This window comes from Desulfuromonas carbonis, from assembly GCF_054658035.1.
Genome location: NZ_BAAHXR010000002.1, coordinates 65,941 through 83,629, shown reverse-complemented (window position 1 = coordinate 83,629; position 17,689 = coordinate 65,941). Strand labels below are relative to the sequence as shown.

The following is a 17,689-nucleotide window of genomic DNA, read 5'->3' as shown; positions in this document are numbered from 1 at the left end:
CTTGACGTAGCCATAGGCGAATGTTATAAATCGTGCCCAATCAGATCATCACAAAACGCTCTTCACCACAACGTCGGAGGATAGGACCTTGGCCAATCACAAATCAGCGATCAAACGCAACAAGCAAAATGCCGTTCGCGCCGCGCGCAACACCCATGTTCGTTCGACCATGCGCACCTACGTCAAGCAGGTCCGCACCGCGGTCGCGGAAGGGGACAGCGCCACCGCCCAGGCGGCCCTTGAACGCGCCGTGCCGTTCATTGACAAGGCTGCCAGCAAAGGGATTATTCACAAGGCGACCGCCAGCCGGAAAATTTCCCGCCTGAGCAAGCTGGTCAACGCCATGTCCTGAGTAACGTTCCCTGCCGGAAAGATTATGGGGCCGCCGATGCGGCCCCTTTTTTTATTTGATTACGGCAATCTGCAGAATCAGCCGTTCCAGCAAGGGGGCAGGATGGGCGCCACTCGACTTGAGGGCGAGATCCGCCTCCAGGAAAAGGTCGAACGCCCGGCGGAAACGCCCGGCGGAAAAGCGCCGGGCCTGGCGGATCAGGCCATCGACAAAGTAGGGGTTGACCCCCACCCGTCGAGCGACATCACTGGTTTTCCCTCCCTGGTCGATAAGTTCCCGGGTCAGCCAGAGCTGACGGAAATGCCGAACGATCAGGTTCAGCACCAGCAGCGGTGCCTGGCCGTCAGCCAGCAGCCGTCCCAGTAGCCGCAACGCTTCGCCACTCTCGCCATTGCCGAGAGCGTTGGTCAGCTCAAAAATGCTGTCGACCCGGCTGTCGGAGACCACCGCCGCCACGTCGGCGACATCGGCAAGGTCCCGCTCGCCGAGATAGGCGAAAAGCTTCTCCAGTTCCCCCACCACCTCCTGCAGATTATTGCCAACCCTGCGGTTGAAGAGAGCGAGAGCATCCTCGGTCATCAGCTTGCCAGAGATGCGCAACCGTTCGCGGATAAAGGCGGGAATCTGGTTGTCATAGAGGCGCTTGAATTCGACCAGGGCGCCCACTTTTTTGAAGGCCTGGAACAGCTTGCGGCGCGCATCGATCTTGTCGCAGACCAGCAGCAGCACCGATTCGGGGAGCGGATTGCGCAGATACTCGAGAAGTCCGTCCTGTTCGGCGGTCGGGAGGTCCTGGGCATTCTTGATCAATACCAGGCGGCGCGGAGCGAAAACCGGCAGGGTCTGAACGGCGTCGAGGACAGCAGCCGCCCGGGCTTCCTTCCCCTGGAACTGCTGAAAATTGAAATCCCGGGCATCCGCCGGAACCAGTTCGGCGAGGATCTGGCGCCAGGCCTGCTCGACGAGAAACCCTTCTTCACCGTGGAGGCAGAGGAGTGGGGGGACCTTATGATCGGCGAGGGCGCGATGCAGTTCCGCTGGAGTCATGACATCCGCTCCACCATCCCTCAAAAATTGTCCGTAAGACGGAAGTAGAATTCCTCGGCGAGACGCGCTGCGATGAGGCGGATCGCCGCCCCCTTGTTATCATCCTGCAGCCCCTTGTCGAGCCCGCCGGGATATTCCTCGTTCCAGTTCACGCTCCCTTTCCACAGCACCTGGCCGTCTTCCTGGCGGCGGAGTTCGCCGGCAACGGTCATTTGCGCCCGGTATTCAAGCACCTTGTCATTGGCATCGAAGGAGACGGGGTCACTGCGGAAACTGAGGACGGTCCCGGAGAAGATGGCATCGGCGGCAGCCGGGTCTTCCACCAGACGCCAGCGACGGGTGCGCTGAAAACGCTGGGTTACCGCATTGGTCAGAACATTCTCCAGGAACGGCTCAAAAGTGCGGTTGGCAAAGAGCTGAATGCGCAGGGTACTGATCGCCCCGAGGCTGTCCCCTTCGCCGGGACGGTGATAACCGCAGCCAGCCAGGAGCAGCAGGAGCAGCAACGGCCACAGCCGGCGCATCATCCGGCTACCACGCTGACCAGGCGACCGGGAACCACCACCACCTTGCGCACGGTTGCTCCTTCCAGGAAGCGGGCAACATTCGGTTCCGCCAGCGCCGCTGTCCGCACCGTCGCCTCGTCCGCCGTTGCCGGAACGCTCACCTTGCCGCGGACCTTGCCGTTGACCTGCACCACGATCGTCAGCTCATCCTCGGTCAGGGCCGCTTCATCCCAGCTCGGCCAGCCCGCCGCGTCAAGCCCTGCGGAATGGCCCAACGCTGACCATAGCTCCTCGGCAATATGCGGAACGAAGGGGGCGAGCAGTCGCACCACGCTCTCCAGCGCTTCGCGCAGCACGGCAGGATGCTCTTGCTTGGCTTCGAAAGCATAGATGGCATTGACCAGCTCCATTACCGCGGCAATGGCGGTATTGAAATGGAAACGGCCGTCAACATCCTCGGTGACCTTCCTGATGGTGCGATGTACCTGGCGCCGCAATTCCCGCCCGTGACCTTCGGCCGCGGTCGCCACGGCAACGCCATCGATGATTTCAAGATTATCGTAGACCCCGCGCCAGACCCGGTTGAGAAACCGGTAGCACCCTTCGACCCCCGCTTCATTCCACTCCAGGTCCTTCTCCGGCGGTGCCGCGAAGAGCGAAAAGAGTCGCGCCGTGTCGGCACCGTAGCGCTTGATGAGGTGATCGGGATCGACCACGTTCTTCTTCGACTTGCTCATTTTCTCGTTGCGTCCCACCACCGCCGGGGCACCGCATTTGCTGCAGTTGCCGTCACGGATCTCTTCGGGATAGAGCCAGCCGTGCGTCGGGCAGGAACGGGTCTCCATGCAGACCATCCCCTGGGTGAGGAGATTGCGGAAGGGCTCATCCACCTGCATCAGACCGAGATCACGCATCACCTTGGTAAAAAACCGGGCGTAGAGCAGGTGCATGACCGCATGCTCGACGCCGCCGATGTACTGGTCGACCGGGAGCCAGTATTCGGCTGCCGCGCGATCGACCGGTCCGGCAGCGAAGCCGGGGCTGGCATAGCGCGCGAAATACCATGAACTCTCGACAAATGTATCAAAGGTGTCGGTTTCGCGCCGGGCCGCACCGCCGCAACGCGGGCAGGCGACGTTGACGAAACTGGCCGCACTGGCAAGGGGGCTTCCCCCTTCCCCGGTAAACTCGACATCGGTCGGCAGAACGACCGGCAGATCCGCCTCCGGAACCGGCACCACACCGCAATCGGGACAGTAAATAACCGGAATCGGCGTTCCCCAGTAACGCTGACGGGAGACGCCCCAGTCGCGCAGCCGCCAGTTGACGGTCTTCCGGCCGATGCCACGGGCGGCGAGATCATCGGCGATCGCTTCCTTGGCTGCTTCGTTGTCCATACCATCGAAACGGCCGGAATTCACCAAAACGCCCGGGCCGGTCCAGGCCGCGGTCATCATCGCCGGATCGAGACTCTCCCCTTCCGGCTGGATCACGACCGTCATTGGCAGCTGGTACTTGCGGGCGAATTCGAAGTCGCGCTGATCATGGGTCGGGACCGCCATCACCGCCCCGGTACCGTAATCCATCAGGACAAAGTTGCCGAGATAGACCGGCATCTCCCTTCCGGTTACCGGGTTGCGGCAGAAGGTGCCGGTAAAGACCCCTTCCTTCTCGAAATCATCGCTGGTGCGCCGCGTCTTCTCCTGCTTGCGCACCTTGGCGATAAACGCTTCCACCGCCGGCCGCTGTTCGTTGCTGGCGAGGTCGAGAGCGAGGGGATGCTCCGGGGCGAGGCTCATGAAGGTGGCACCGAAGAGGGTGTCCTGGCGGGTGGTGAAGACCTTGATCGCCTGGTCACGGCCGACGATGGGGAAATCGATTTCGCAACCGGTGCTGCGACCGATCCAGTTGCGCTGCATGGTCAACACCGGCTCCGGCCAACCCGGCAGGTTCCAGGTCTCGGCCAGCAGCTCCTCGGCATAGTCGGTAATGCGGAAGAACCACTGCTCGAGTTCCTTGGCTGTCACTTCGCTGTCGCAGCGCCAGCAACAGTTGTCTTCGACCTGTTCATTGGCCAGCACGGTCTGGCAGGAGGGGCACCAGTTGACGCTGGAGCTCTTTTTATAGGCCAGGCCGCGCTCCAGCATGCGCAGAAAGATCAGCTGTTCCCAGCGGTAGTAGGCGATGTCACAGGTTGCGAGTTCCCGGGACCAGTCGTAGGAGAGGCCCATTTTCTTGAGCTGGGCGCGCATGTTGGCGATATTCTCGTAGGTCCATTTGGCCGGATGGGTGCCATGCTGAATGGCAGCGTTTTCGGCCGGCATACCGAAGGCGTCCCAACCCATCGGATGCAGAACGTTGAACCCCTGCAGCCGCTTGAAGCGGGCCACCACGTCGCCAATCGAGTAATTGCGGACATGCCCCATATGAATCCGGCCGGAGGGATAAGGAAACATTTCCAGCAGGTAGTACTTGGGAGCCGCGGAATTTTCGTTCACGCGGTAGCTGCCACGCTCTTCCCAGAACTGTTGCCAGCGGGACTCGATCTCGGCCGGGTTGTAACGCTCTTGCATAGTTCCTCCGTAGCCCATGGGCTACCCGATTACAAACAGGAATACCGGCCGGTGCCGGTATCAGGAAACAGTGGTGTGCAGGCATGAGGGCCAAACCACCCCCGGTCCGCCGCCTGCCAGGGCGGGCCAGGGAAGTTTTGACAGACCTACTTTTCGCGATAGGTGATTCGGCCGCGGGTCAGGTCGTAGGGAGACAATTCCACAGTCACCCGGTCACCGGGGAGGATGCGGATATAGAACTTGCGCATCTTGCCGGAAATATGGGCGAGAACGACATGACCGTTGTCGAGCTTGACACGGAACATGGCATTGGGGAGTGGCTCGATCACCGAGCCTTCAACTTCGATTGCTTCTTCCTTGGCCAAATGGACCTCCTTGGGAGCGATTGACCCCTCCGGTCTTCCCGGAGAGGCGCTCATTAGACATGATGCCGGCCACTCTTGTCAAGCGGCCGCAAAAGGATGAACTCTGGACTCAGCCAGGCATATCGAGGAGTTTCTTGGCCACCTCGATGATGCGGATAGTCTGGATCGGTTTGGTGATGTAGTCGTTGGCGCCGATGGCCAGGGCACGTTCGCGGTCCTCGTTGGCCCCCTCGGTGGTAATGATGACGATCGGTACCGCCTTGTAACCGGGGTCATTCCGCGCCAGGCTGACCAGCTTCAGTCCGTCCATGATCGGCATATTGATGTCGGTAAAGATCAGGTCGAACTTGTCACTGGAAAGCTTTTTCAGACCGTCGACGCCGTCGTTGGCCTCGACAATGGTCAACCCCCGAATTCGCTTAAGGGCGAAAACGATCAGCTGCCGCATGGTCGGTGAGTCTTCAACTACCAGAACCTTATATGTGGACATGCAATCCCTCCGCGACGATTACTTGGTCATCAGGTCAAGGAAACCCTGGATGGTGGAGAGCTTCCGCTCCGACTCGGAATAGAGTTTGGACGAGAAGATCGCCGTGGCCGCATGCCCCGCCAGCAGGGTGAAGAGTTCATAATCGACCTCGGCAAACCGGCTCTTCTGCTCCAGCAGCTTGTAGATGACGATAACGCCGATCACATGCTCCTTGATTTTGAGCGGAATGCAGACCAGCGGGTGGCTGAAATCACGCTGGTAGTTTTCCATCTCCTCGATGAAATAGTTTTCGCCGGTCTTCGCCATCTGGCCAATAATTCCCTGCCCCAGTTCGATGGTCGGCAGGGTTTCCGGATCGAGCCCTTCGGTCGCCATGGCGGTCAGACGGTTGGTCTTTTCATCGAGGAGCATGATGGCGAACTCCTCGGCTCCGATCAGGTTGATCACGATCTCGGTGATCACCTGAAGCACTTCGCGGAAATCGAGGGTCGAATGGAGTTGGTAGGAAGCGATGTACAAGTTGGCCAGCATGTTGTTCTCGTTTTCGATCTCAACATAGCGGTTGGCAAAGTCCAGGTTCTCCTCCTCGACATGCTTGATCCGGTGGAGGATCTCCTGTTTTTCCTGTTCCAGGTCCTCAACCCGCCGCCGCAGGCGATCGAGTTCCGGGTCCCCCGCGCCACTACCAGCCTGCTGCTGACGCGCGGCCTGTTCCAACTCCAGGAGTTGAAAGCGAAGGCGTTCGTTCTCCTTGAGCAGGTCCTGGGTGAATTCAGCTCCCTTTTTGAAAATTTGCAGGAACTCTTCACCCTTCTTCCCTGTCAGGCCCTTATCCTCATCCCGTTCGGACATCCCGGTTCTCCTCATAGCATGGCGAACTGACAACAGGCGTAATCCTAGCAGCCCCCTGAAAAAATATCCACCATTTCATGCGCAATATCTAATATCCGCAGAAGCGCAGGATATGATCGCAAACCTCCGGCAGGGGGGCAATCTTGTCGACCTTGCCGGTGGCAATGGCCTCCTTCGGCATCCCGAAGACGACACTGCTCTCTTCCGCCTCGGCGATCACCTTTCCCCCCTCTTCCTTGATCCGGGTCACCCCCTGGGCGCCATCATTCCCCATCCCGGTCAGAACCACCCCCAGGAGACGGGGTCCGTAAATTTCCGCAGCCGAACGGAACATGACGTCGACGGAGGGGACATAGCGCTGTCCCTTTTCCGGCTTAACGACATCGACCAGCACCTCGGCGCCGCGGCGCCGGAAAACCAGGTTGCGGCCACCGGGCGCGATCAACACGGTCCCGGGGGTCATCACATCGCAATCCCGGGCCTCGCGAATCTGCAGCGCGCTGAACCGGTTGAGGCGTTCGGCGAAGGCCCGGGTAAAACCGGGGGGCATATGCTGGGAGATGGCAAATCCGATGGCAAGGGGCTGGCGAATGGCAGAAAAGATCGCCTGCAGCGCCGGTGGCCCGCCGGTGGAAGAGCCGATCACCACCTGGCAGATGCCGCTCTCCTCCTTGCGGGGGGTAGCCGGGAGCTGGCGCGGGCGGTCGCCGGGCAGATTGCGCCGCAACACCTTCTTCATGTCGGTGCCGGCAATGGCGCAGACCTTGCGCTCCAGGTCCTCCCGGATATTGAAAAGATCCGGAGAAATTCGTGCCGTCGGCTTGGCCACGAATTCAACCGCGCCGAAATCGAGGGCTTTGAAAACGTTCTGGTCGTCGGCACGGGCGGAGACGACAATGACCGGAGTCGGCCGGTTCTGCATGATAATGCGCAGGAAAGTAAAGCCATCCATCCGCGGCATTTCAAGGTCGAGGGTGATCAGGTCGGGGCAGAGGTCAAGGGCCTTGCGCAAGCCTTCTTCGCCGTCACAGGCATAGGCAATCACCTCGACTCCGGCGATCGCTTCGAGCATCTTGGTGATGGTTCGCCGGTTGTAGGCCGAATCATCGATAACTCAACTTTCGCAGGACAAAAAAATACGTAACAATATGAAATAATTAAACAAAAGCATCATCTCTTGCTGTAAAATAGGTAGTCGCCAAACAACCTAGACACATACAAGGAGATGATGCTTTGAGCCCGATTGTAGCAGAAACTGTTTCATGTCAGAACCAAATTTCGTCGTTCTTTGATAATCAGCGCATCGCACTCTTACTGAAGCAAAGCAACATCGTCAAACAGTGCGGGATCGCCCCGGTTGTGGTCATGCGGATGATCTTCAGCCTGGTCTTCACCGGCAAGAACCTCTTCCGCTATCTGCTGGCCGAATCCTCAGGAGCGGAGATCGGCAAGGATTCCGTGTACCGCTTTCTGAATTCTTCAAACGCCAACTGGCGGAAGTTTCTCCACCTGCTCTGCGCGACGGTGCTCAGCAAAACGATCCTGCCGCTGACGGCCGAAGAGACACCCAAGGTTTTCATCGTCGACGACTCACTCTACGACCGCAATCGGAGCAAGAAAGTCGAACTTCTGGCGCGTGTCCATGACCATAACGACAAGCGCTACTATCGCGGCTTCCGCCTGCTGACCCTGGGCTGGTCGGACGGTTCCAGCTATCTGCCGGTCTCGTTCAGTCTGCTCAGTTCCGCCAAGCAGAAAAACCGCCTGGCTCCCATGGCCGCAGTCGATAAGCGGACTAACGGATTCAAGCGTCGGGCCGAAAGTCTGCGCAAGGCTCCGGAGGTGCTCAAGGATCTGGTGCAGCAGGCCCGAGAGAGCGGCATCCGGGCCGATTATCTGCTGTTCGACAGCTGGTTCGCCTTTCCTGCGACGATCATCGGCCTGCTCGAACAGAAGCAGCAGGTCATCTGCATGCTCAAGGAGGCGAAGACCAGATACGGCTATAAAGGTTTCGATCTCACCCTCAAAGAATTGTACAAGAGTGTCCGCAAGCGGTGTGGCCGAGCAAAGATTCTGGCCTCGGTCCAGGTAGAGCTGGGGACGGATTCCCGCAACCGGGCTATTATGGCTAAGATCGTCTTTGTCCGCGCCCGCAACACCAAGAAGTGGCTGGCGCTGCTATCGACCGATGTCGATCTTGCCGATGAAGAGATCGTCAAGCTCTACAAGCGCCGCTGGGACATCGAAGTTTTTTTCAAGATCTCAAAGAGCTATCTGAAATTGGCCAAAGAATTTCAGAGCCGCAGTTACGATGCGCTGGTAGCCCATACAACGATTGTCTTCGCCCGCTACATCATGCTGGAACTCGCCAGGCGCTCGGCAAAGGATCCGAGAACGTTGGGGACTCTGTTTCATGCCGGCTGCGACGAGCTGCGGCAAGCCAGTTTCGCCGAGGCCGTGACTTTGCTGCTGAATTCATTCCGCCAGATGCTCAAGAAGTTCGCCGACGAAATCGCAGCACCGGTTGCCGCCGCCTTGGAGGAGTTCATGGCGCAGATTCCGGCGATAATTCGACGGCCGATGCTACTTCCGGCCTGTATTTTCTGAAAGATCCACGTGTTTTCGCTCTGTTGCAGTGTTTTGATCGGTGCGAAAGTTGAGTCGATAACCAGAACACGGACCGGCCTGCTCATGGCTTGGCCTCGAACGCAGACGCCAGGGCCGGCCGCTGGTAGACCATGTCGTGCACAAAATGGCGCAGGACAAAGGCATTGGTGACGTTCATCAGCGATTCACTGTGGCCGAGCAGAAGAAACCCTTCGGGGCGCAGGCGCTGAAAAAAACTGTCGATGACCCGTTTCTTGGCCGCGAGATCAAAGTAGATGATGACGTTACGGCAGAAGACGACATCCATCCGCCCCAGGAGCCCGACGCGGGGGGCATCGAAAAGATTCAGGTGGCTGATCGTCACCAGGTTCTTGGCCCGATCGGCGATCCGCAGTTTCCCCTCCTCCACCTCGGTAAAGTAACGTTGCTGAAGCGACGGGGGGGTCGTTCGAAAGGAGGCGCTGCCGTAAACCCCTTTGCGGGCGATCTGCAACACCCGCTGGCTGATATCGGTCCCGACAATTTCAATCTGCCAGTCGGCGAAGGCGGGCTGCTCGAGCAGAAGCATGGCGATGGTATAGGGTTCCTCACCGGTGGAGCATCCGGCGCTCCATATCCGCAGCCGACGGTCGCCAATCTGCTCCTTGCGCTGACGGATCTCCGGAAGGATCTCCTCGGTGAAGCTGCGCAGCTGGAAATCTTCCCGGAAGAAGTAAGTTTCGTTGGTCGTCAGCAGATCGACAACCTCGGAAAGCTCCTGATCCTTGTTCTGGTTGTAGCGCAGCAGGTAATAGTAATCCTTGAAGCTCTTCAGGTGATGATGCTGCAACCGCTTCCCGAGTCGTTTCTCCAGCAGATACTTGGAGTCTTCCGTGAAGTTCAGGCCGCAATGCTGATAGACGAAGTCCCGCAACAGGCGGAATTCGTCAGCACTCATCGGGATATCCGGGGCGAACAGTAGCATTGCGGTCCTACCTAGGAAACGGAGCGGTAATCGAGGAGCAGATCCTGGAGTTCCTGGCGAACCAGGTCCTCCCCCTCGATCAGCAACCGGGCCTCAAGGGGAGCAACGGCGCCGGCACCAAGCAGCGCGGCCATGGCGCGAGCCGCATTGAGCCGCACTTCCCAATGACGGTGGTTGAGCAGATCGCTGCCACTGGTTTCGAGCCAGGCGCGGTTGCCGCTGCCGGCAAGCAGCTGGATGGCGGAGTTGACCACCTCTTCATCGGCATGCCTGAGGGCGAGCATGGCCGCGGATTCAAGCCTCCCCGGATCGAGCTGTCCCAGGGTTTCAAGGGCGGCAATGGCGATCAACCCGACCGGGTCGCCCAGCGCCCCTTCAACCAGCCGCCCGGCCTCCGCGCCGCCAATGCGGCCGAGGGAACGGACAGCAGCCGCCCGCACCCAGATATCCTCGTCCTTGAGGGCGAGCTCCAGAGCGCTGACTGCCGTCTGTTCGCCACTGGCGCCAAGGGCCTCGGCGGCGAGTCTTCGGACATCGGCATCTTCGTCGGTCAGGGCCAGCATCAGGGAAGTGACCTGCTCCGCGCCGGGGCGGGCCTCGATGGCCCGTACTGCAGCCCGCCGAACCTCGGCCGCTTCATCCTTGAGCGCAAAATGGAGCATCCCCCCGACCTCGGGTGCGGCGCAGACGCCGAGAATCCGGATGGCGGCGGCACGCAAACCGGGGTCGGCTTCGCTGACGAGAGGACGCAGCATCCCGACAACTTCGGTTGCGGCAGACGCTGCCATTCGTGACAGGGCCTGGGTTGCCTCGCGACGCAGTTCCTCGGAAGGTTCCTGCAAAGCGGCAACCAGGGGAGAAAAAGCCACGGTCTCGCCCAGTTCGCCGAGAGCACGGGCCGACATCAGGCGCAGGTCCAGATCGTCACTCCCCAGCCCCTCGATCAGGAGGCCGCAGCCCGGGCGACATTGTGCGGCACCAATGACATAGGCCAGGCAGGTCCGGGTGCGGTTGTCGGCTTCGGGCCACAACTCGGTAAGGGAGCAGGGCGCATGTCGCCCCATCGCCGTCAACGCCTGGATGGCAGCTTCGCCCAGTGCTCCATCCTCGGAGAGGGTCAGCAGATGACGCGCATGCCGGGTCTCGCCGCAGGCACCGAGGAGGGTCAGGGCGGCGTGCCGCACCGCCTCGCTGGTGCTGGAGAGGAGTTCGACCAGGGCATCGGCACGACTCGGGCCGGCCAACTCGGCGAACTGCCGCCAAAAGTCAGCTCCGCCCTGCCGCCCGATTCCGATCAGGGCAACTGTGGCCGCCTCGCGAACATTGCGCATTTCATCATCGAGCCCTGCGACCAGAACCGGCAGCGCCTCCAGCCCCCCGACCCGCCCCAGGCAATCAAAGAGGGCCTTGCGAACCATGCGGTCAGCCCCGAGGGGCAACAGCCGGTCGACGGGAACTTTCGCCCCGATCTGCCCGAGAGCTTCCAGGATCGTGAACCGCAGCAGCAGATCGGCCTGTTCAAGCGCATCGAGCAGCGCCGGGACCGCCTCGACCGACCGCAGCTTTCCGAGATTCTCCGCCGCTGCCGCGCGAACGTTGTCATCCTCATCCGCCAGGGAACGCACCATCGCTGGGGCAGCGTCCGGGTCGCCGATTTCACCCAGGATATCCAGAGCGAATTTACGAACGTCGTGGTCCTGGCAGGTAAGTTCTTCAAGAAGGACCGGGAGGGATGGTCGGCCAATGCGGGTGAGAATTTCTACCGCGGCGTTGCGCAGGCCGGCGTTATCCTGCGAATGCAGGTGTTCACAGATTTCACCGCAGAGGGAAGTGGCGGCCGGCAGGGCGAGAAAGAGATCGACAGCCTCCTTGCGCACGCGCCAGCTTTCATCGCCGAGCGCCCGGTAGAGAGCCGGCAGCGACTCCCCGATCCCGAGCCGTCCCAGTTCCTTGAGCCCCTGCAGGCGCAGTTCTTCCTCCTGCGCTGCCAATCGATCTTCCAGTTCCCGTCGTTTGTCCACGATCTTCCCCTGCATTAACGATTAGAGGCCGAGTTCGCTGCGCCGGCGCCGGATAAAAGCCTCAAAAGCATCTTCAAGGACCTTCATCGAGGCCTCCCCCCCGGCGGGGTGACGTTCCAGAAAGAGTCGTTTCCCCTCGGCAATTTCGCTGGCAAAGAGCTCGTAAAATCGGCCGCTGCGCAGTCCTTCGTCGACCCGCTCCTGGTTGTAAAGTGCAATATCGGAGACGATAATGCGCGCCAGTCGCCGTGCCTTCTGGCGTGCCTCGTCCTCGCCACTGGCCTGGGTTTCCTGCTCTTCGGCCTGCTGGATCTTGTCATTCATCGCCTCGAGGAACCCTTGTTCAGCGGCATAGTCGTCCCCGACCGTCACCCTGACGCCAGCGTTGGTGGAGCCGGAACGGGCATTGGCCACCAGGCGATTGATTTTAGGTACCAGGTCATCGGGAATATGGTGTTTTTCGATATAGTCATCGGCCCCGTAAAGGGAGGTCGGTGTGCGTTTGTACGCCGTCTTGTTGAAAACCGAGGAGAGCAAAATTATGCGCAGATCCTTGAGTCCAGGTTCACTGCGCAACTGCTCGATCAGTTCGAATGCAAGCAGCCCGGGGAGGGCCACATCAATAACCGCTACCTGAGCCCCGCTCTGCTGCAAGGTCTGTAATGCCTGGTGCCCATCATGGCAGACCTCACCATTGAGCCCTTCGCGCGAGAGGATCTCCACCACCGCCTGGCAAAGCCCCTCGTCACTGTGCGCAATCAGTACCCGCAACGGTTCTCCCGTTTTCCGCGGATTAGGGACCGCCACCTGAAAAATTTTCCGGCAGCGGGCACAGCGCAAGGTGACGCGCTTGCCGGCCAGACGTTTGGGATCGAGGCGCAGCCGCGCAGCACACTCGGGACAACTGACGATCATAGGTTAACGACCTCATGGATAGGATTCCGGCCGGCCTGCGGTCGGGGGTCGGTAGTCAGGGCGCTGCGGTTCCGGCACCCTTTCGGTCGGGGAGAAACTCGACCTGCTGCAGATCGATCTTCTCATCGGAGCTCAAGATCTTTTCCAGGTCGACGATCATGACCAGGTCATCCCCGCGGCGGCAGACGCCGAGAAAGAATTCAGCACCCCGCCCCCGCAAAAACTGGGGCGCCGGCTGGATTTCCTGGCGGGAGTAATTACGCACTTCGGCGACTTCGTCGACGACCAGCCCGAGGATTTTTCCGGCCAGCACGCAGATAATGGTACGCACTTTTTTGCCATCACCGTCGACCTTGCTACCGAACCGTTTGCGCAGATCGACGACCGGAATCACCACTCCACGCAGGTTGATCACCCCCTCGACGAATTCCGGGGCCTTGGGTACCAGGGTCAGCTTCTGCGGCCGAATGACCTCCCGTATCCGCAGGATATCGAGGGCATAATACTCCGCACCGATACGAAAGCAGGCCAGCTGGATCTCCTGGCGACTCGCCTGGTCCGCACCGGAGGTTGCTGCGAGCTCGTTGCGCGGTTTCATCGGTTGAGAAACCGCTGAATCGTTTCGATAACCATTGCAGACTTGAATGGCTTGGTGATGTACCAGTCAGCGCCGACCTTTTCACCGCGAGCCATATCCTCCCGGCTCTTTTTGGCGGTTAGCATGACGACCGGGATCTTTGCCGTTGCCGGATTTTCCTTGATCCGCTGGCAAACCTCAAAACCGTCAATCTCCGGCAGCATGATATCGAGGAGGACCAGATCGGGAGCCTCTGCGGCAATGGCTTCCAGCGCCGCCCTGCCATTGGCAACCCCCCTCACCTCGTATCCCTTCGAGGTCAGCAGGATGCTTTCCAGTTTTAGCAGGCTTTCCTCGTCCTCGACGATGAGAATCTTTTTCTTGCCCACAGGCTTTCTCCTTTCCTTGGCATCAGACCAGCTCGGCGTTAAGTACGCTCGGCAGGTGAAGTAAAATATACATCCGCTCCTGGTAGCGCCCGACCCCGGTAAGCAGGTCCCGGTCGAGACCGGCAAGTACGGACGGAGGCGGTTCGAGAGAACGCTCGGGGAGCCGGATCACCTGATTGATGCGATCGACCAGGAGACCGGCACTGCGACCCTCCCCGTGACAGACGATGATCCGTGAAACCGGGCTGAGCTCGGCCGGAGCCAAGCGCAGCCTGCGGCCGAGATCAAAAATCGGCACGATGATCCCGCGCAGCGAGACAACCCCGAGGACAAAATCGGGAGCCCGCGGAATTTCAGTCACTTCCCGGGGCTTGATAATCTCGCTGATCTGCTGGATATCGAGGGCATAGTCCTCGGCGCCAAGAGAAAAGGTCAGCCATTGGCGAAGATCCTCCACCGACTCGGTGGACTGCTTTTCCAGCCCTTCAAGGTAACTCTCCTCCGTCGCCAGGTCGAATTCTGCAGGAAATTCGAAGAGTTCGGCAAGACGATCGCGACCGGAACGCGGGGCCGGTGGCGGAAGCTCGCCGGCCCCAACCGGAACCGGCAGCTGCACATCAGTATCTGCCGGCGCTGGCGAGCGTGGCGGTTTAACCGGTCCGGGCTTGCTGCCCCGGGCTTTTTTACGGATGTCGGCCAAATCCATAAACGCCTCTCTCCCCGTTCAGGGGGACAGATCGAGTTCGATCATTACCGCGGCCATCACTTCCCGGTCGATCCGGCGGGCCTCCCGCCCGAAACCCTCAAGCAGGGCAAGGGTTGCGGCGTGGTTGATCTTGCGCGGGATCCCTCCCGAGTAATGAAAAATCTGCTCCACCGCGCCGGCGGCGAAGATTCCTGGCGGCCCCCCGGCCACCCGGATCCGGTGTTCGAGATAGTCTGCCGTCTCCTCGAGGGTCAGGGGCCCGAGGTTGAACTGCATTCCGACCCGTTGCCGCAGCGGTTCATAGGCACGATGGGCAAGGCGTTTGCGCAGCTCCGGCTGTCCCATCATGACCACGCTCAGCAGATTGCAATCATCGAGCTGAAAGTTGGTCAGCAGCCGCAGCTCGTCGAAGGTCTCCTTGTAGGGAACCAGCTGGGCCTCATCAAGGACCAGGACCGGGCAAAGCCCTTCCTGGTAAAGCCGCACCAGCTCCGTTCCGATCGATTCCAGCAGATCGATCCGGGTGCGCGGCGGTTCCGGCAGGCCGAGGCGCAGCGCCAGGGTACGCAGGAACTCAACCGGGGTCAGGCGCGGATTGACAATCAGCAGGACCCGGTAGCTGTCGTCAAGCTCATCCATCAGGGCCCGCGACAGGGTTGTTTTGCCGCAGCCGATTTCCCCGGTCAAGAGGACCAGCTCCCGCTCTTCCACCGCGTAGGCAAGCCGCGCCAGCCCCTCCCGGTGATTACGGCTCAGAAAGAGGTAGCGCGGATCGGGAGTCTTGCTGAACGGTCGTTCCTGCAAACCGTAGAATGCCTGGTACATAGATTACCACCCGCCCCGGGGATCCCCCGCCGGCATCAGTTGCTGAGGGCGGAGAACTCGCCGCGCAACGCCTCCCCCATCAGCCCGCCGACATCGAGCACCAGGATCGTCTTCTGGTTGCCAAGATCAGCAGCCCCCGCAATGCCGCGCACGAAGGAGAGCGTATTCCCGAGACTCTTGATGACGACATCCTGCTGGCCCAGCAATTGGTCGGCGACAATCCCCATCCGTTTCTCCGCCAGACCGACCACTACGACAAAAAAACGTCCGACCGGGCGGGTAGCCGCCGACAGCCGGAAGGCATCGTCGAGCCGCAGCAGCGGAAGGGTCGTCTGCCGCAGTTCGATCATCTCCCGTTTTTCGATGGTACGGATCGCCGATGGTTCGAGCATCAGGGTTTCCAGAACCGAGTTGATCGGGATGGCATAAGTGCGTCCGCAGGTCTCGACAATCAATGCCTTGATGATCGCCAGGGTGATCGGCAGGGTGATGGCAAAACGGGTCCCCTCACCCGGCTCACTGTCGAGTTCGAGCATTCCCGAAAGGGCCGCGATGTTGTTGCGCACCACGTCAAGACCGACGCCCCGTCCGGAGAGCTCGCTGACCTCGTCGCGGGTGGAAAATCCGGGAGCCAGGATCAGGTCAAAGACATCTTCCCGACTCAACTCGGTGTTGTCGGCGACCAGTCCCTTCTGGACCGCTTTACGGCGGACTTTCTCCGGATCGATGCCGCGCCCGTCGTCGATCACTTCGAGAACAACGTGGTTCCCCTTCTGCGAAGCCCAGAGGCTGATCGTTGCCTTCTCCGGCTTGCCGCAGGCCAGGCGTTCTTCCGGGGACTCGATGCCGTGATCGATGGCATTACGGATGATATGCATCAGCGGGTCGGAGAGATCTTCGACGATCAGCTTGTCGAGTTCGGTGTCCGCACCGCGGATGTCGAGGGAGACCTTTTTCCCCTGTTCGCCAGCGACCCTCCGCACTATCCGTGTCATCTTTTCGAACAACTGGGCGATCGGGACCATGCGCACTTCCATGACCCCTTTTTGCAGCTCATCGAGACGCCGCTCCAGCATCCGCGTCGCCTTCTGCAGGTTGCCAAGCACCTCGTTGTCGCCGAGCCCGCGTAGGCGCTGGGTCAGATCGGCAATCGCGCCCTTGGAGAGGACCAGCTCGCCGACAATATTCATCAACTGGTCAAGCTTGTCGATATCAACCCGCACGGTGCGGCTGATGGAGCGCAGGGAGGCGGAGCCCTCACCGCCGTCACGGGCCGTCTCGGTCCCCGAGTCCTCGACGCTGCGAGGGGGTGCTGGCGGCATTTCGGATCCGGCCTGATCACCCCGGGGCACCGTCTCACTTTCAGCCGGGGCCGCTTGACCGGTACCCGCGCACAAAAGTTCCACGGCGAGATCGTCCCGGCCCAGCGCGGCAGTGATCGCCGCAGGTTGGTTCTCCGACCCCAGCAGGATCTGGAAAGCGATGCGGTCGGAGATATCCCCGACACAGGGAAGTGTGCTGATCACTTCCCCCTGCTTCTTGAGCATATCGGTGACTTCAGCCAGTTCCTGATCGAAGGTTGCCAGGCTGAAAGTGGCCTTCACCCGCACCAGGTTGCGTCCCTTGCGCAGGTTCTCCTGCAACCGGTGTTCCTCGTATTCGGTCAGAACATTGAGGATTTCCTGCGGGATACCGGGACCAGCCAGCACCGCCGCTGCCGGTTTCCGACCGAGAGTTGCCTCAATCTGGGCCAGCATGGGGGCAATGTCGAGGCTAAATTCCTCCGACTCCCCCTTACCGTTGACCAGCTGGGTCAGCAGATCGATTGCGCCGAACAGGACCTCGATCAGTTGGGCATCAAGAGCAACCTTTCCCAGGCGCAAGCTGTCGAGAAGATTCTCCATGTGATGGCCGAGATCGGAGATATCGGTGAAGCCGAACATCCCGGCCAGCCCTTTGAGGGAGTGGGCACCGCGGAAAACACTGTTAAGCAGATCAGGGTCACTCTCCCCGGACTCCAGGCTATCCCCGAGGGACACCAGGTCGACGTTGAGCTTCTCAAGAATCTCCTCGGCCTCAGCGAGGAATTCACGGATTGCCTGGGAAGAGGGCTTATCGCTCATTAGCTGGCCTCCCCCAGATACCGCAGGATCAGCTCATGCAGTTGCCGGGGTTCGAAAGGTTTGACCAGGTAGGCGTCAGCACCGAGGGCGAGCCCCTTCTCCCGGTCCCGTTCGCTCCCTTCGGTACTGATGATTATGAGCGGAGTCGTGGAATAGTTGGGATTGTTTTTAATAAAACTCACCAGCTCCAAACCATTGATATCAGGCATATTGATATCGGTAATAACCAGGTCGACCTTTTCCCTGGGGAGAATCCGCAGCGCTTCGAAACCGTTGGCGGCTTCGACGATGGTAAAATCCCCAAGGGCAACAATCGTCGAAACGATCAGCGACCGCATGGTTGGAGAATCTTCGGCAATCAGGATTTTTTTGGCCAC

The 17,689-nt window shown here is 60.2% G+C and carries 18 protein-coding genes; 2 read left to right on the top strand and 16 right to left on the bottom strand.

The window, feature by feature from the left end; all coding sequences use genetic code 11:
* Window positions 1-88 precede the first annotated feature (88 nt).
* A complete protein-coding gene (gene rpsT / locus ACYQ8E_RS02580) occupies window positions 89-352 on the top strand; it encodes a 30S ribosomal protein S20 (RefSeq protein WP_066726722.1) in 264 nt (87 codons plus the stop codon).
* A 51-nt stretch (window positions 353-403) separates the two neighbouring features.
* On the opposite strand, the gene holA is transcribed toward rpsT, so the two are convergent.
* From holA to cheB, 7 genes are all read right to left on the bottom strand, one after another.
* Complete coding sequence (gene holA / locus ACYQ8E_RS02575; protein WP_066726720.1) at window positions 404-1,399, bottom strand: DNA polymerase III subunit delta; 996 nt, start codon at window positions 1,397-1,399, stop codon at window positions 404-406.
* 20 nt (window positions 1,400-1,419) lie between these two features.
* Window positions 1,420-1,926, bottom strand: coding sequence for an LPS assembly lipoprotein LptE (lptE, locus tag ACYQ8E_RS02570; protein ID WP_082820246.1), 507 nt, complete (start codon window positions 1,924-1,926; stop codon window positions 1,420-1,422).
* Window positions 1,923-4,478, bottom strand: a complete 2,556-nt coding sequence (leuS, locus tag ACYQ8E_RS02565) for a leucine--tRNA ligase (RefSeq protein ID WP_066726715.1) — start codon at window positions 4,476-4,478, stop codon at window positions 1,923-1,925. The genes lptE and leuS overlap by 4 nt, the downstream gene beginning before the upstream one ends.
* Before the next feature lie 146 nt (window positions 4,479-4,624).
* The gene (infA, locus tag ACYQ8E_RS02560) at window positions 4,625-4,843 is read right to left on the bottom strand and encodes a translation initiation factor IF-1 (RefSeq protein WP_066726712.1); all 219 of its coding nucleotides are present in this window, start codon (window positions 4,841-4,843) and stop codon (window positions 4,625-4,627) included.
* 109 nt (window positions 4,844-4,952) lie between these two features.
* Complete coding sequence (locus ACYQ8E_RS02555) at window positions 4,953-5,333, bottom strand: response regulator (protein ID WP_066726711.1); 381 nt, start codon at window positions 5,331-5,333, stop codon at window positions 4,953-4,955.
* Window positions 5,334-5,351: 18 nt separating this feature from the next.
* Window positions 5,352-6,185: a GAF domain-containing protein gene (locus ACYQ8E_RS02550; protein ID WP_066726710.1), complete on the bottom strand. Its 834-nt coding sequence runs from the start codon at window positions 6,183-6,185 to the stop codon at window positions 5,352-5,354.
* Window positions 6,186-6,273: 88 nt separating this feature from the next.
* On the bottom strand, window positions 6,274-7,296 hold the full coding sequence (gene cheB / locus ACYQ8E_RS02545; protein ID WP_459860478.1) for a chemotaxis-specific protein-glutamate methyltransferase CheB: 1,023 nt from the start codon (window positions 7,294-7,296) through the stop codon (window positions 6,274-6,276).
* A 122-nt stretch (window positions 7,297-7,418) separates the two neighbouring features.
* Here cheB and ACYQ8E_RS02540 point away from each other — a divergent pair, with 122 nt between their 5' ends.
* Window positions 7,419-8,792 carry an IS4 family transposase gene (locus ACYQ8E_RS02540; protein WP_066728011.1) on the top strand — a complete coding sequence of 458 codons (1,374 nt, stop codon included), beginning with the start codon at window positions 7,419-7,421 and terminating at the stop codon, window positions 8,790-8,792.
* 82 nt (window positions 8,793-8,874) lie between these two features.
* Here the strand turns inward: ACYQ8E_RS02540 and ACYQ8E_RS02535 are convergent, their stop codons facing one another.
* Genes ACYQ8E_RS02535 through ACYQ8E_RS02495 form a run of 9 tightly spaced genes read right to left on the bottom strand, consistent with a single transcriptional unit; the run spans window position 8,875 to window position 17,689 of the window.
* Window positions 8,875-9,756 (bottom strand): CheR family methyltransferase, encoded by an 882-nt coding sequence (locus ACYQ8E_RS02535; RefSeq protein WP_066726704.1) that lies wholly within the window; start codon window positions 9,754-9,756, stop codon window positions 8,875-8,877.
* An 11-nt stretch (window positions 9,757-9,767) separates the two neighbouring features.
* Window positions 9,768-11,777, bottom strand: a complete 2,010-nt coding sequence (locus tag ACYQ8E_RS02530) for a HEAT repeat domain-containing protein (protein ID WP_197463758.1) — start codon at window positions 11,775-11,777, stop codon at window positions 9,768-9,770.
* A 21-nt stretch (window positions 11,778-11,798) separates the two neighbouring features.
* The gene (locus ACYQ8E_RS02525) at window positions 11,799-12,692 is read right to left on the bottom strand and encodes a response regulator (protein WP_066726700.1); all 894 of its coding nucleotides are present in this window, start codon (window positions 12,690-12,692) and stop codon (window positions 11,799-11,801) included.
* Window positions 12,693-12,747: 55 nt separating this feature from the next.
* The gene (locus ACYQ8E_RS02520) at window positions 12,748-13,290 is read right to left on the bottom strand and encodes a chemotaxis protein CheW (RefSeq protein WP_066726698.1); all 543 of its coding nucleotides are present in this window, start codon (window positions 13,288-13,290) and stop codon (window positions 12,748-12,750) included.
* The gene (locus ACYQ8E_RS02515) at window positions 13,287-13,658 is read right to left on the bottom strand and encodes a response regulator (RefSeq protein ID WP_066726696.1); all 372 of its coding nucleotides are present in this window, start codon (window positions 13,656-13,658) and stop codon (window positions 13,287-13,289) included. The genes ACYQ8E_RS02520 and ACYQ8E_RS02515 overlap by 4 nt, the downstream gene beginning before the upstream one ends.
* 22 nt (window positions 13,659-13,680) lie before the next feature.
* The gene (locus ACYQ8E_RS02510) at window positions 13,681-14,364 is read right to left on the bottom strand and encodes a chemotaxis protein CheW (RefSeq protein WP_082820244.1); all 684 of its coding nucleotides are present in this window, start codon (window positions 14,362-14,364) and stop codon (window positions 13,681-13,683) included.
* Window positions 14,365-14,382: 18 nt separating this feature from the next.
* Window positions 14,383-15,189 (bottom strand): ExeA family protein, encoded by an 807-nt coding sequence (locus ACYQ8E_RS02505; protein ID WP_066726694.1) that lies wholly within the window; start codon window positions 15,187-15,189, stop codon window positions 14,383-14,385.
* Window positions 15,190-15,224: 35 nt separating this feature from the next.
* Complete coding sequence (locus tag ACYQ8E_RS02500; RefSeq protein WP_066726693.1) at window positions 15,225-17,312, bottom strand: chemotaxis protein CheA; 2,088 nt, start codon at window positions 17,310-17,312, stop codon at window positions 15,225-15,227.
* The gene (locus ACYQ8E_RS02495) at window positions 17,312-17,689 is read right to left on the bottom strand and encodes a response regulator (protein ID WP_257722366.1); all 378 of its coding nucleotides are present in this window, start codon (window positions 17,687-17,689) and stop codon (window positions 17,312-17,314) included. The genes ACYQ8E_RS02500 and ACYQ8E_RS02495 overlap by 1 nt, the downstream gene beginning before the upstream one ends.

Coding starts and splice junctions, on each gene's coding strand:
- holA (WP_066726720.1), bottom strand. CDS start 1,399: ATGACTCCAGCGGAACTGCATCGCGCCCTCGCCGATCATAAGGTCCCC.
- lptE (WP_082820246.1), bottom strand. CDS start 1,926: ATGATGCGCCGGCTGTGGCCGTTGCTGCTCCTGCTGCTCCTGGCTGGC.
- leuS (WP_066726715.1), bottom strand. CDS start 4,478: ATGCAAGAGCGTTACAACCCGGCCGAGATCGAGTCCCGCTGGCAACAG.
- ACYQ8E_RS02555 (WP_066726711.1), bottom strand. CDS start 5,333: ATGTCCACATATAAGGTTCTGGTAGTTGAAGACTCACCGACCATGCGG.
- ACYQ8E_RS02550 (WP_066726710.1), bottom strand. CDS start 6,185: ATGTCCGAACGGGATGAGGATAAGGGCCTGACAGGGAAGAAGGGTGAA.
- ACYQ8E_RS02535 (WP_066726704.1), bottom strand. CDS start 9,756: ATGCTACTGTTCGCCCCGGATATCCCGATGAGTGCTGACGAATTCCGC.
- ACYQ8E_RS02525 (WP_066726700.1), bottom strand. CDS start 12,692: ATGATCGTCAGTTGTCCCGAGTGTGCTGCGCGGCTGCGCCTCGATCCC.
- ACYQ8E_RS02520 (WP_066726698.1), bottom strand. CDS start 13,290: ATGAAACCGCGCAACGAGCTCGCAGCAACCTCCGGTGCGGACCAGGCG.
- ACYQ8E_RS02510 (WP_082820244.1), bottom strand. CDS start 14,364: ATGGATTTGGCCGACATCCGTAAAAAAGCCCGGGGCAGCAAGCCCGGA.
- ACYQ8E_RS02505 (WP_066726694.1), bottom strand. CDS start 15,189: ATGTACCAGGCATTCTACGGTTTGCAGGAACGACCGTTCAGCAAGACT.
- ACYQ8E_RS02500 (WP_066726693.1), bottom strand. CDS start 17,312: ATGAGCGATAAGCCCTCTTCCCAGGCAATCCGTGAATTCCTCGCTGAG.